Source organism: Halorubrum tibetense (assembly GCF_042661865.1).
Classification (GTDB): Archaea; Halobacteriota; Halobacteria; order Halobacteriales; family Haloferacaceae; genus Halorubrum; species Halorubrum tibetense.
The window spans coordinates 1-12,776 of the sequence record NZ_JBHSWW010000055.1 but is presented as its reverse complement, the minus strand read 5'-3'; the positions used below and the strand labels follow the sequence as shown (position 1 = coordinate 12,776).

Genomic DNA, 12,776 nt, shown 5'->3' with positions numbered 1-12,776 from the left:
GACGCAGGCGGCGACGATGCGCTCCGCGCCGCGGCGCTCCCCGGCCGACCCGGCCATCCGGTTCCCGATGTCGGTGAGGTCGGTCAACAGCTCCCATCCGAAGTCGCTCGTGCGCGCGTCGCCGACGACGCGGTCCGGTAGCTCGACCATACGCGACCCTCGGGACGAGCGGGAAAGGAGCTGTGGAAACCGGAACCGCCCACCGGTCGCTCGGTGTCAGCGATACCTCTCGACGCCGGGAGAGCCGTCCATATCGGTCCCTCGACGTTCGCATTTATACGGAGACGGACGAGCGGTAGGGAGCGTCGACGCGAGACGGTGTGATACGGCACTCGTGGCTCGGGATCGTTGCCGTCGACGTCGCTGTCGCCGTCGCTGTCGCTGTCGCCGTCGCTGTCGCTGTCGCCGTCGCCGTCTCTGTCACTGTCGCTGTTGCTGTCGCCGTCGCTGTCGCTGTCGCCATCAGTGTCGCGGGCTGTCGTCGCTACCCGCCACTCAGTTATATACTATTTAAGATACGATTCGGTACGCGTTCGGTCGTCACGAAGGTATCCTTCGGTCGACACAGGAGTTGACGCCGGCAAAACCGGTCGGTTCGTCCCCCACACGCCGTACGCTACTTATATACTCCGCTCACGCCGGGTCCGCCTTCGTGACCTCGATCTCGACGGTGTCGGCGTCGACGCCGATCCGGGCGAACTGCGTCCTGATATGCTCTTTGGCCGCCTCGACCGCCTGATCGCGGGTGTCGAAGCCGCGCGGCATCGGCTCCTCGAACGCCACCCGGATCTCCGTGCCGTCGACGAGCAGCGCGGAGCCACCGCTTTCAACCTCGTAAAAGGAGTCACACACCCAGACGTACGGCGCGTCCTCGTCCGGCGCGCCTTTATAAGCGGGTGGCTCCTCACCGCGCTCGAACACCGTCCCGGTGAGGTCCGTCCCGCCGCCGCTGCCGCAGACGAGTATCATGAGAGCGGTATGGCTCGAACACATAAAAGGCGACCGCGACGGAAACGCTTTCGGCGTGGCGCTCGGTGACTCGGACATGACCCTGGAAGATTTCACGGAATTCGACGGCGAGGGCGACGACGTCGGCGGTGATGACGGCGGCGGTACGCGCGACGACACCGTCGAGGGTACGCGCGACGACGCCGGGAGGGGGACGAGCGGTGACGGCGACGTGGTGGCCGGGGACGACGGCACAACCGGGGGCGACGTCGACACCGACCCGGTGAACGACGCCGACCCCGACGCGTTCACCACCTACGACGTCGAGCCCGCCGGAGAGGACGCCGGACTGGGCGTCGTCTCCGTTTCACAGGGGCTCCGCGTCGCCGAGGAAGAGGACGAAACGGCGCTCAGGGCGTTCGTCACGACCGGGAATCGCGATTCCGTCCGGATCGGGAAGTACCTCATCGTCCCGTACCCGGATGGGGAGCGGCTGTTCTGTCGGATCACGGCGCTGGAGTACGCTCAGGAGTTCCAGTCGGACGACGCCACCGAGATCCACGCCCGCAGGCAGATGCGTCGCGACGACTTCACCGAGCGCGACTACAAGTTCATGGCCGAACTGGAGCCGATGTCCGTCGTTTACGACGATGACGACGGGATGAGCCGGCGAATGACCGACCGCGTGCCGAAGCCCGGCGCGGTCGTCGAGGAGGCCACGGACGACACGGAGATCAAGACCGGACTCACGATCCCCGAGGAGGGGGTCTTTCTCGGGCACCTCTCCGTCGGCGGGCAGAAGGTCCGAACCGCCGCGGAACCCCCGACCGTCGACTACCGGATCACGGACGACTACGCCGACGGTGACCCGCTGGCGTTCCGGCACACCCTCGTCGCCGGCGGCACCGGATCGGGCAAGACGCACGCCTCGAAGAACGTCCTCCGGCAGTACCTCGACGCCGACCGAACGTACCCGATGGACGACGGGCGGGAGGCGCGCATGGCGGTGGTCCAGTTCGACCCGCAGGACGAGTACGCGCAGATGCACGACGACAACCCGACGATGGACGACGGGTTCGCCCGGCAGCTGGAGCGTGAGGGGATCGCCTACGGCGGTCACGACGACACGATCGCGCTCGTGCCGGAGTCGGCGGGCGCGACCTACCCCGGCGAGGGTCACCGCGCCGAGCAGGTCGAGTTCACGATCCCGTTCTCGATGGTCGACGAGTACGACATGCCGTGGCTCGTCGCCGGGTCGGGATTGAACGAGAACCAGTACCCCGCGCTGTTAACCCTCCTGAACCGGTTCTTCCGCGACTACGGGAGCTCCGGCACCTACGCGCAGTTCCTCTCGTATCTCGACGACCCGGCACTCAAAGAGGAGCTCCACGAGTCGGGGCGAGTCCACGAGGCGACGTTCGACGCCGTGAAGCGGCGGGTCCGCGGGGTCCCGGGCGGCGTCTTCGACGGCGACGCGACGCCGATCACCGAACTCGACCACAGGCTCGTCCGGCCGGGCGGGCTCTCCGTCGTCCCCACGTACCACCTCCCCTCGTCCAGACAGAAGGAGATCGTCGTGCTCGCGGTGTCGACGATGCTCGTCGGCGACAAGCTCTCGAACGACCCGCGAAGCGACCGGGTGAAGGAGACGCCGCTGCTGATCGGGATGGACGAGGCGCACAACTTCCTCGCGGACGCCGACAACGTCCAGGCGCGCAAGGTCGTCCAGACGTTCACGGAGGCGGCCAAACAGGGCCGCAAGGAGCGGCTCGGACTCTTCCTCATCACGCAGGACCCCCAAGACGTGGCCGAGTCGGTGTTCAAACAGGTGAACACGAAGGTCGTGTTGAACCTCGGCGACGAGGACGCGATCAAGAGCGTGAACATCCCGTCGAACCTCGCCGGCAAGGTGCCGTACATGGAGAAGGGACAGATGGTCGTCTACTCGCCGGACAACTCGGAACCGGTCGAGCTGATCGGTCTCTCGACGTGCGTGACGCGACACGGTGACTGAGCCAGGGGTTGCCCGCGTCAGCGATGCCGATCGCTCCTACCGACGCCGACCCCTCCCGCCGACACCGACGACGGACTTTTGAGACGTCCCGGAGAACCGGCGGACATGACGAAACGGATCCTCGTAGCGGTTGACGGCTCGGACGCTGCCGCGGAGGCGGTAACGTTCGCGGCCGAGGAGTGGCCCGACGCACACATCACCGCGCTTCACGTTATCAACCCGGCCGACTCCACGACCGGGGCGGAAGGTGGGTTCCCGGGTGCGATCGACCAGTGGTACGACAGCGCCAGTCAGCGCGGCGAGCGGATCCTCGCCGACGCGGCCGACCGTGTCGACCGCGAGATCGACACCCGGATCGAGGTCGGTCGCCCCACCGCAACCATCCTCGAAGTCGCGGCGGGTGAGGCCGACGATGCCGGCCCGTTCGACCACATCGTCCTCGCGAGCCGCGGGCGAACGGGCCTCTCGCGGGTCGTGCTGGGGAGCGTCGCCGAAGGCGTCGTGCGACGGGCGGAGGTCCCGGTGACGGTCGTGCGCTGAGATTCGATACCCGCTGGCCGCCCGCCGTCGACGGCGGCACCTCCTCATCGGTCGGCGGCGGCGGCAACCCGGTCCGGCATCCGTCGCCTCAAACGTCCCCGGACCGTTCGACCCATGATGGATTTTACTGCCCTCGTCGAGGCCAGACGATCGGTACACGACTACGCCGACGAGCCGGTCGATCGCGACACGATCGAAGCGGTCGTTCGTGAGGCGACGCTCGCACCCTCCAGCTACAACCTCCAGCCGTGGGAGTTCCTCGTCGTGTGCGAGGATCGGAATCGCGAGCGCCTGCAGGAGGTCGCGTACGGGCAGCCGCACGTGACCGATGCGCCGGTGGCGATCGCCCTTCTCGGGAACCGCGACCCGACGGCACACGTCGACCGGGTGCTCGACGATCAAGTCGAGAAAGGGTACCGCGACCCCGATGGCGCGGTGTCGACCCGCGAGTCGATCGAACGGATGGCCGAGCAGGCGCAGTCTGAGCGACGCGTGTGGACGGCGACCTCGAGCTCGTTGGCGGCGATGACGCTGATGTTCGCGGCCCGCGAGCGTGGACTCGCCACCTGTCCGATGGGCGGGTTCGACCCCGATGCCCTCGTCTCGGAGTTCGACGTCCCGGAGGGGTACGAGCCGGTGATGCTGCTGACGATGGGGTACCCCGCGGCGGACGCGACCGACGAGACCCTCCCCCGGAAGTTCCGTCGCCCGGTCGAGGAGGTGACGCACTTCGAGACCTTCGGCGACGACGAGCGGTGATTCGAGCCGAACGGTTCGGACGGCGGACCCCTCGGGGCCACCCCGCCCGTAGATCACGAAAGCGGCGTGCTCACTCCGTCGACTCCGCCGAGACGATCTCGCCGAGCATCGACCACCCGTCCTCGTCGGGGCCCGACCGCCCGAGCAGGACGCGCTCGTAGTCGTCGGAGGTTATCAGTCGGAACGCGGCGTCGACGTCGTCGTCCACGCGCGTCCCCTCGCCGCGGAACTCGCGCTGGAAGAACTCGGTCGAGGAAAACTCGAACACCCCGGTCTCCCCGGAGTCGAGTTCGAGCCGTACGGGTCGAGGTTGGACGTTGTGGATCCGTTTGGCGATCGGATGGAGATCCGGCATACCCGTCGTTCCGGGCGTTCGGGATAAAAAGGCGATGAGCGAACGACGACGGGCGGGCTCCGAAGCGAACACCCGGATCTCGGCGTCCTCGCATCGATTTAATACCTCACGGCGCGTACGTACGTGGGATTCACGATGATATCAGCATCGCTCGGCTACCTTCGAGACAGCGACGACGGGATCAAGACGACCGCCATCGGCGGGGTGTTGCTCCTCTTGAGCCCCCTCCTGATCCCGGTGTTCCTCGTGCTCGGGTATCTGATGCGCGTTCTTCGCCGGACCACCGACGGGGTCGACGAGCCGCCGGTGTTCGACGACTGGGGCGACCTCCTCGTCGACGGCGTGAAGGCGTTCGTCGTCACGTTCGTCTACTCGGTCGTCCCGCTCGTCGCCCTCGCCGTCGTCGGCGTCTTCGGCGTCGGAGCGGTGTTGATCGGTGGGGGTGACAGCGCGCTCGCCGGGATCGTCGGCGGAACGCTGGTGGTGGCTCTCACGCTCGTTGCGTTCGCCGTCTCCATCGCGGGCGTGTACGTGACGCCCGCGGCGCTGTCCAACTACGCCGGGACCGGTCGCGTCAGCGACGGGTTCGCGCTCGCGACGATCTGGACCGTGATCACCAAGAAGGCATACGCCGTCGGGTGGCTCTACGCGTTCGCCGTGATCCTGGCCGGCTCGCTCGCTATCGGCGTGCTCTCCGTCGTCCCCGTACTCGGGACGATCGCCGGCGTCTTCGTCCAGTTCTATGCGGTCGTGGCCGCCTACTACATCGTCGGTCACACTTGGGCCGACGTGCGACCCGTCGCGGCCGAGCAGGACGGTGTGGGCCCCGTCGAGCGCCCGGTCGTCTGAACGGTTCCGCCGCTCCGATCGGGGACAAACGCCGGTGAGAGGCGTTACAGGACCCACCGGAGCGTCCCGGACCACCCGACCACATCGTTTACCCGCCACGGACCGTACGCCCGCGCATGAACCGCCGATCCGCCCTCCGATCGGCCGGGGCTTTCCTCGCCATCGGACCGCTGGCCGGCTGTACCGACGACGGAACCGGGATCGCGACCGACGGCGACGACGGGACGCCGCTCGACATCGCTCCCGAGCAGCTCCTGCTATCGCGCGAACGGCTCGACGACACCGTCCGAGAGGGGTGGAGCACGGCCGACCCCGACGGCGTGTCGTTGGTCCGCGACGCCCACGCCGCGAACCAGTGGGTCCCGTTCGACGAGGAGGCGGGGACGTTCCATCAGGAGTCCGGCACCGTCACGAGCGGCGTCTGGCTCTTCGAGGAAGTCGGGCGCGCTCGGACCGCGTTCGACGAAAGCCCGTATCGGGACGGGTGGGGGTACGAGGAACGGCCCATCGCGGTCGAGAGTCTCGGCGGCATCACCGATGATCAGTCCGACCTCCGGGTACTGTTCCGGGACGCGAACGCACTCGGCGCGCTCCAGTACGAGAACCCGCACGTCGGCGCGTCCGACCGGGAGTCGACCGGGCTCGCGCTGGCCGCGGCGATGCACCGCGACTGGCGGGGTGACTGACCGGTCGGGACTGGACACGTCTGGGAAACGGAACCGGAACCGAAGCTAACACGGGGCCGAAACGACCGTGGAAAACGGAACGACGCTAGCGCGGGGCGGAGCCGTCGCGCTACGCTTCGAGAACGTCGTCGTACTCGCCGGCGTCGACGCGGTCGTCGAACGTCCGGGCGTCCTCGCCCTCGATAGTGACGCCGAGGGAGGCGCAGGTGCCGCCGACCTCCTTGGCGGCGTTCTTCGTGTCGTACGACAGGAGGTCGCTCGACTTCTGCTCGGCGACCTTCTTGACCTGTTCGATCGACATGTCCGCGACGAACTCCGTCTGGGGTTCGCCGGAGCCGGTTTCGAAGCCGGCCTCGTCCTTGATCAGCTCCGCCGTCGGTGGGACACCGACTTCGATGGTGAAGGAGCCGTCGTCCTCGTACTCGACGGTGACGGGGACTTCCATCCCGTCGAAGGCGGCGGTCTCCTCGTTGATCCGGCTTACGACGTCCTGCACGTCCACCGGCGTCGGGCCGAGCTCCGGGCCGAGCGGCGGACCGGGGTTGGCCTGCCCGCCGGGGACGAGCGCTTCGATAGTTCCAGCCATATCCGTACGGACCCGGCGGCGACTTTTAACGGTTGTTCTTTCGCCCAGCGGGCGCGAGGCGTTCGCACACGGCGGTGTCGTGGACCACTCACGCGTCCGGGGTCGGAGGCTCCGTCGATCCCGCGTCGCTCGCGATGCGTCCCGGCATGAACGTCCCCGTCTCACGACGGACGCCGACGAGGAGGACGCCGCCGGCCAGAAGCGGGACGGCGGCACACGCCACGTAGATCGGCGTGAACCCGACCGTCTCGACGAGCGGCAGGGAGATCATCGGGCCGAGCCCCCCGCCCACGTCGCCGAGGACGTTGTTCGTTCCCGAGGCCCGTCCCATCCGTTCGTCCGGCGTGAGGTCGGCCAGTAGCGCCATCATGGGGCCGCTGGTTCCGCCCTGTCCGGCACCGATGAAGACGCACGCGAGCGCGAGATCCACCGTCGATCCCGCCCGCGCCAAGAGGAGGAATCCCACGAACGAGACGACGAGGAACCCGACGAGCACCGGTGTCCGCGAGTCGCGGGTGTCGGAGAACCGCCCGCCGGCGAGCATGAACACCGAGGCGGCGATCACGGTTCCCGCCATGAACACGCCGGAGGTCCCCTGTTCGTCGAGCCCGAACAGCGAGATGTCGTTCGCGCCCAAAAAGAGGACCAGGGTAGCGAACAGCGCCCCGATGTACGCGAACATCAGGCCGAAGTTGACCAGCCCGACGGTCATCGCCGGGACCGAGGTGTCGACGTCCCACGGCTTCACCGACGCCCGCTCGCCGGCGGTCGTCACGTGCGTTTCGGGGACCAGCCGGTAGGCGACGACGCTCGCGAGGAGCGCGAACAGGGCGGCGACGACGAACGCCGCGACGTTGCCGGCCAGCGAGGAGACGACGCCGCCGAGCACCAACCCCGCCGGGAACCCCATGGTGATCCCGCCGCGGACGACCCCCATGTTCGTCCCACGGTCGCCGCTGTCGGACACGTCGGCGGCGATCGTGTACGCGGTCGCGAACACCGCGGCGGAGCCGAGTCCCCAGAGCACGCGCGCAAGCACGAACCACGTCTCGGGCGCGACGAGGAAGGCGACCGACAGGAACCACTCGTCGGCACCGACGACGAAGGATCCGATCGCGATGACCGGAAGCGCCTCCGCAAGCCATCGAAGCGACGCCGCGGGCGGCATCGATAGGGCGATCACGTAGCCGAACGTCGCGATCCCCTCTATCAGCAGGCCGTAGACGAACGGCTTTCGGGTCCCGTACCGGTCGACCAGCGCTCCGGCCGGCGCGTTGGCGACGAGCCGGACCCACCGGTTCGCGGAGAGGATGACCCCGACCATGAACGCCGAGATCCCCAGGACGGCTCCGAGGTTCGGCAGGATCGGGAAGACGACCCCGCCGCCGAACCCGACGAAGAAAGTGCTCGCGATGACCGCGAGCAGGACCGTCGGCGGGCGGTCGAAACCGAGCCACGCCATCTCAGTACACCCCTCCGACGGGCGGCGGACTCGCTGCGCTGCGGGGCGGGAAGCTCGCGCCGAGGATGGAGACAGTTACGCCGAGAACCGTGGGAGCACTCATCCCGCGTCGCCGTCGTCGTCCCCGGTCTCGCTCTTGGCACCGATCTCGCTCCCGTTACCGTCTTCTCCGTGCTCGTTACCGCTACCGTTGCCGGTAGAGGCACGATCCCGATCCCGAGTCATCTCGTCGATCCCCTCCTCGAGAGGCGGGAGTTCGACGTCCTCGGCGAGGATCGGGCCGACGACGCGATCGATGGTTGCCTCCGCAACGGTCCGAGTGTACGTCGGCTCGGCCGGCCGGTCGTCGCTCCGGCCGAGCGTGATCTGTCGGGTCCGCGCGCCGTCGATCGTCGCGACGATGAGGGCCGCGGTCTCCTCGACGTCGACCTCACGGAACACGCCCTCATCGATACCGTCCTCGATGATCTCGGCGACGGTGCCTCGCAGCAGCCGGTCGCTCCGGACGAGCTGTTCGCGGATCCGGTCGTTGAACGGACCCTGCGTCCGGAGCTCGAGGAGGGCGATGTGGAACGCCTCGCGGTCGACCTCGTCGGCACCGAAGACGAACCAGCCGAGGAGCCCGACGAGACGCTCCGTCGGGGGGTCGTCCGCGCGCGCCTCGATCCGCTCCGCCGAGTCCGTGATGATGTGTTCGAGGAACGCGACGAGCAGGTCCTCCTTCGTGTCGTAGTGGTAGTGTAACAGCGACTTGCTCTTCGAGCACTCGTCGGCGATATCCTGCATCGTCAGGTCGGCGTAGCCGTGGGCGCGGAGCGCGCGATAGACCCCGTCCATGATCTCATCGGCCGCGCTCGGCTGATCGCTCATTAACTGACTGGTCAGTCAGCGATCGGTAAATTCCTATTGGTCGGGGCTCGGACGACCGGTTCCGGGCGCTCCGGGTCGCCGAAACGGCGCTGCCGCTCACGGTGATAGGTGCGGTCGAAAAGCCGATACAACCGAGTCTCAGTGAGACGTCTTACAGACGGGTGACGTTCGTCGCGCGGGGGCCTTTGTCGGCCTCCTCGATGTCGAACTCGACCTCCTGACCTTCCTCCAGGTCGGGGCCGCCGACGTCTTCCATGTGGAAGAAAACGTCCTCGTCCGCGTCGTCAGTCTCGATGAATCCGTAGCCGCCAGTGTCGTTGAAGAAGTCGACTTCGCCTTTCGCCATTGCGTCAGTACAGGCGAGAGGAGTACATAAAAGACTTCCGCGAGAGGGCTCTGCTTGCCAAGATATACCACGGATCGAGCGCCGCTCGACCATCAACCGGGAGGCTGGACCGTCAGCGAAGCGGAGGACGGACCGTCAGCGACGCGGGGGACGGACCGTCAGCGACGCGGGGGACGGACCCGGTCGAGGACCACCCGAGGATAAGGACGAACACCCTCCGGCCGGCCGTGGTAGTAACTACTATACGACCCCAGTACGGACCCATTCGTATGAGTCAGTCGTACGATCGAGGCCTCATCGAGGACTTCGGCCGGTGGCGGGAGTTCGAGGCGGGGATGTGGGCCTGGATCTTCCACAAGTTTACTGGATGGGTGCTCATCGGCTACCTGTTCACGCATATCGCCGTGTTGAGCACCGCCATTCCGGCGGCCGGGGCGTCGGAGGCGACGCTGATGGCGGAAGCGGACGTGTACACCCAGACGATCGTGACGCTGGAGGAGCTCCTCCTCGTACGCGTCCTCGAAGTCGGGCTGTTGGCGGTGGCCGTCTTCCACATGCTCAACGGCACTCGTCTGCTGTTGGTGGATCTGGGAGTCGGGTTGGAGTCACAGGACAAGAGCTTCTACGCGTCGCTGATCCTGACGGGGGCCATCACGGTCGCGTCGGTGCCGACGTTCATCGCGGGGGCGTTCTGAGATGGCCGAGCGCTACTCCTCGTTCCAACAGGGCGGGACGATGTGGTTCCTCCAGCGGGTCACCGCGGTGTTCCTGCTGGTCGTGCTCGCGTTCCACTTCTTCCTGTTACACTTCGTCAACCACGCCGACGAGGTGTCGTTCCTCGCGAGCGAGGCCCGGATGGAGACGCTGAGCTACTACTCGCTGATGGTGTTGTTCCTGTTGACGGCGACGTTCCACGGCGTCAACGGCGTGTACAACGCCTTAGTGAACCAGGGGCTGTCGGGCACCAAACGAACCGTCATCAAGTGGACGCTCATCGCGGCGAGCGCCGTGTTGATCTTCCAGGGGATCCGGACCGCGAACGCGTGGGCGGGAGGGTTCCCGCTGTTCTAACAATGAGCACACAGATACCGAAACAGACCGAGAAAACCGAGGAGACCGAGGCGGAAACCGAGACGATCCCCTCCAAAGGGGACGAACGTCGCGCCGAGAAGCGCCGGCGCGCGGACGAGAAGCGTCGACAGCGCGAGGCCGAGGAGGCCGAGAAGGCGGCCGCCGACGAGCACACGATCGAACTGCGCGTGTTCCGGTACGACCCCGACGTCGAGGGGAAACAGGAGCCGCGGTTCGACACGTTCCACGTCCCCTTCGAGAAGGGGATGACCGTGCTCGACGCCTTGATGTACGCACGCGACACGTACGACTCCTCGCTCACCTTCCGGCACTCCTGTCGGCAGGCGATCTGTGGGTCGGACGCGATGTTCGTCAACGGCGGCCAGAAACTCGCGTGTAAAACGCAGATCTCCGAGCTCCAAGAGCCGATCCGGATCGAGCCGCTCCCACACGCCGAGGTGACGAAGGACCTCGTCGTGGACTTGGAGCACTTCTACGACCAGATGGAAGCGGTCGAGCCGTACTTCCAGACGAACGACCTGCCGGACGGCGAGCTCGAGGAACAGCGGCAGAGCCGGGAGAACCGCGAGAAGGTGAAGATGTCGACCCGGTGTATCTGGTGTAGCGCGTGTATGTCCTCGTGTAACATCGCTGCAGGCGACAACGAGTACCTCGGTCCCGCCGCGATCAACAAGGCGTACCGGTTCGCCATGGACGAGCGGGAGGGCGAAGACATCAAACAGAAGCGGCTGGAGATAATCGAACAGGAGCACGGCGTCTGGCGATGTCAGACACAGTTCTCCTGTACGGAGGTGTGCCCGAAGGACATCCCCCTCACCGAGCACATCCAGGAGCTGAAACGCGAGGCAGTCAAAAGCAACCTGAAGTTCTGGTAGTTCACGGAGACACGCTCAAGGCACTCCGCTACCAACGGATCATCATACCACATCACACCATGTACGAACACGACGTCGTCGTTGTCGGCGCGGGCGGGGCGGGCCTCCGCGCGGCGATAGCGGCACAAGAGGAGGGAGCCGACGTGGCCATCGTCTCGAAACTGCATCCGGTCCGCTCACACACGGGGGCGGCGGAGGGCGGGATCAACGCGGCGCTCCGGGACGCGGACTCCTGGGAGGACCACGCGTACGACACGATGAAGGGGTCGGACTACCTCGCGGACGCGCCCGCGGTCGAGGCACTCTGTCAGGAGAGCCCGGAGGAAGTCATCACGCTCGAACACTGGGGGATGCCGTTCTCGCGCGAGGAGGACGGCCGCGTCTCACAGCGCCCGTTCGGCGGCCTGTCGTTCCCGCGGACGACGTACGCCGGCGCGGAGACGGGCCACCAGATGCTGCACACGATGTACGAGCAGGTGGTCAAACGCGGGATTACGGTGTACGACGAGTGGCACGTGATGGATCTCGCCGTCACCGACGAGGAGGACCCCGCCGATCGGACCTGTCACGGTGTCGTCGCCTACGACATCCAGAGCGGCGAGATCAGCGGATTCCGCGCGAGCGGTGGCGTGATCCTCGCGACCGGCGGGATGGGACAGGTGTTCGATCACACCACGAACGCGGTCGCCAACACCGGTGACGGGGTCGCGATGGCGTACCGCGCGGGCGTCCCGATGGAGGACATGGAGTTCATCCAGTTCCACCCGACGACGCTGCCGTCGACGGGCGTCCTCATCTCCGAGGGCGTCCGCGGCGAGGGCGGGATCCTCTACAACGATAAGGGGGAGCGGTTCATGTTCGAGCACGGCTACGCGAACAACGACGGCGAGCTCGCCTCCCGCGACGTCGTCTCGCGCGCCGAGCTGACGGAAGTCAACGAAGGACGCGGCATCGAGGACGAGTACGTCCACCTCGACATGCGCCATCTCGGCGAGGAGCGCATCCTCGACCGGCTGGAGAACATCCTCCACCTCGCGGAGGACTTCGAGGGCGCGGACGGGCTCACGGAGCCGATGCCGGTCAAGCCCGGCCAACACTACGCGATGGGTGGGATCGAGACCGACGAGTTCGGCGAGACCGTCATCGACGGCCTGTACGCGGCCGGCGAGTGCGCCTGCGCCTCCGTCCACGGCGCGAACCGCCTCGGTGGGAACGCGCTCCCCGAGCTCATCGTCTTCGGCAAGCGGGCCGGATACCACGCGGCCGGCAAGGAGATGGGCGAGGCGGAGATCCCGACCGGGAAGTCCGGTGAGTGGGAGCCCGCCGACTACGAGTTCGAGACCGCCGTCGGCGAAACTGGGGGGCGCGGTCCCGCCGCCGCCGACGGCGGGGCG

15 protein-coding genes and 1 pseudogene are annotated in these 12,776 nt (G+C 67.1%); 9 read left to right on the top strand and 7 right to left on the bottom strand.

Annotated elements, in window-relative coordinates:
- Both ACFQEU_RS05905 and ACFQEU_RS05900 read right to left on the bottom strand, forming a co-directional pair.
- Nucleotides 1–150 (bottom strand): annotated as a pseudogene (locus tag ACFQEU_RS05905) (peptidase M28); the annotation flags it as partial.
- A gap of 483 nt (nucleotides 151–633) precedes the next feature.
- Nucleotides 634–969: a DUF7113 family protein gene (locus ACFQEU_RS05900; protein ID WP_379780218.1), complete on the bottom strand. Its 336-nt coding sequence runs from the start codon at nucleotides 967–969 to the stop codon at nucleotides 634–636.
- A 76-nt stretch (nucleotides 970–1,045) separates the two neighbouring features.
- Here ACFQEU_RS05900 and ACFQEU_RS05895 point away from each other — a divergent pair, with 76 nt between their 5' ends.
- The 3 genes from ACFQEU_RS05895 to ACFQEU_RS05885 all read left to right on the top strand — a co-directional run bounded on the left by ACFQEU_RS05895 (nucleotide 1,046) and on the right by ACFQEU_RS05885 (nucleotide 4,261).
- Nucleotides 1,046–2,962 carry an ATP-binding protein gene (locus ACFQEU_RS05895; RefSeq protein WP_379780216.1) on the top strand — a complete coding sequence of 639 codons (1,917 nt, stop codon included), beginning with the start codon at nucleotides 1,046–1,048 and terminating at the stop codon, nucleotides 2,960–2,962.
- 105 nt (nucleotides 2,963–3,067) lie between these two features.
- Nucleotides 3,068–3,502 (top strand): universal stress protein, encoded by a 435-nt coding sequence (locus ACFQEU_RS05890; RefSeq protein ID WP_379780214.1) that lies wholly within the window; start codon nucleotides 3,068–3,070, stop codon nucleotides 3,500–3,502.
- 117 nt (nucleotides 3,503–3,619) lie between these two features.
- Nucleotides 3,620–4,261, top strand: a complete 642-nt coding sequence (locus ACFQEU_RS05885; RefSeq protein WP_379780220.1) for a nitroreductase family protein — start codon at nucleotides 3,620–3,622, stop codon at nucleotides 4,259–4,261.
- 70 nt (nucleotides 4,262–4,331) lie between these two features.
- Here the strand turns inward: ACFQEU_RS05885 and ACFQEU_RS05880 are convergent, their stop codons facing one another.
- Nucleotides 4,332–4,616 carry a transcriptional regulator gene (locus tag ACFQEU_RS05880; protein WP_379780212.1) on the bottom strand — a complete coding sequence of 95 codons (285 nt, stop codon included), beginning with the start codon at nucleotides 4,614–4,616 and terminating at the stop codon, nucleotides 4,332–4,334.
- A gap of 135 nt (nucleotides 4,617–4,751) precedes the next feature.
- Here ACFQEU_RS05880 and ACFQEU_RS05875 point away from each other — a divergent pair, with 135 nt between their 5' ends.
- Both ACFQEU_RS05875 and ACFQEU_RS05870 read left to right on the top strand, forming a co-directional pair.
- Nucleotides 4,752–5,465, top strand: a complete 714-nt coding sequence (locus ACFQEU_RS05875; RefSeq protein WP_379780210.1) for a DUF4013 domain-containing protein — start codon at nucleotides 4,752–4,754, stop codon at nucleotides 5,463–5,465.
- A 116-nt stretch (nucleotides 5,466–5,581) separates the two neighbouring features.
- On the top strand, nucleotides 5,582–6,151 hold the full coding sequence (locus ACFQEU_RS05870; protein ID WP_379780208.1) for a hypothetical protein: 570 nt from the start codon (nucleotides 5,582–5,584) through the stop codon (nucleotides 6,149–6,151).
- 109 nt (nucleotides 6,152–6,260) lie between these two features.
- Here ACFQEU_RS05870 and ACFQEU_RS05865 read toward each other — a convergent pair whose 3' ends face one another.
- The 4 genes from ACFQEU_RS05865 to ACFQEU_RS05850 all read right to left on the bottom strand — a co-directional run bounded on the left by ACFQEU_RS05865 (nucleotide 6,261) and on the right by ACFQEU_RS05850 (nucleotide 9,415).
- Nucleotides 6,261–6,737: a 50S ribosomal protein L11 gene (locus tag ACFQEU_RS05865; RefSeq protein WP_379780206.1), complete on the bottom strand. Its 477-nt coding sequence runs from the start codon at nucleotides 6,735–6,737 to the stop codon at nucleotides 6,261–6,263.
- 88 nt (nucleotides 6,738–6,825) lie between these two features.
- The gene (locus ACFQEU_RS05860; RefSeq protein ID WP_379780204.1) at nucleotides 6,826–8,199 is read right to left on the bottom strand and encodes an MFS transporter; all 1,374 of its coding nucleotides are present in this window, start codon (nucleotides 8,197–8,199) and stop codon (nucleotides 6,826–6,828) included.
- A 99-nt stretch (nucleotides 8,200–8,298) separates the two neighbouring features.
- A complete protein-coding gene (locus tag ACFQEU_RS05855) occupies nucleotides 8,299–9,069 on the bottom strand; it encodes a TetR/AcrR family transcriptional regulator (protein WP_379780202.1) in 771 nt (256 codons plus the stop codon).
- Between the two features lie 151 nt (nucleotides 9,070–9,220).
- Nucleotides 9,221–9,415, bottom strand: coding sequence for a cold-shock protein (locus ACFQEU_RS05850; protein ID WP_004046659.1), 195 nt, complete (start codon nucleotides 9,413–9,415; stop codon nucleotides 9,221–9,223).
- Nucleotides 9,416–9,684: 269 nt separating this feature from the next.
- Here ACFQEU_RS05850 and sdhC point away from each other — a divergent pair, with 269 nt between their 5' ends.
- The 4 genes from sdhC to ACFQEU_RS05830 all read left to right on the top strand — a co-directional run.
- Nucleotides 9,685–10,110, top strand: a complete 426-nt coding sequence (sdhC, locus tag ACFQEU_RS05845) for a succinate dehydrogenase, cytochrome b556 subunit (protein ID WP_379780200.1) — start codon at nucleotides 9,685–9,687, stop codon at nucleotides 10,108–10,110.
- Between the two features lies 1 nt (nucleotide 10,111).
- Entirely contained in the window at nucleotides 10,112–10,486 is a 375-nt protein-coding gene (locus tag ACFQEU_RS05840; RefSeq protein WP_379780198.1) for a succinate dehydrogenase/fumarate reductase transmembrane subunit, read from the top strand.
- Nucleotides 10,487–10,488: 2 nt separating this feature from the next.
- Nucleotides 10,489–11,382, top strand: coding sequence for a succinate dehydrogenase/fumarate reductase iron-sulfur subunit (locus ACFQEU_RS05835; RefSeq protein WP_379780196.1), 894 nt, complete (start codon nucleotides 10,489–10,491; stop codon nucleotides 11,380–11,382).
- 59 nt (nucleotides 11,383–11,441) lie between these two features.
- Nucleotides 11,442–12,776: FAD-binding protein (locus tag ACFQEU_RS05830; protein WP_379780193.1), on the top strand; the 1,335-nt coding region annotated here is incomplete at its 3' end.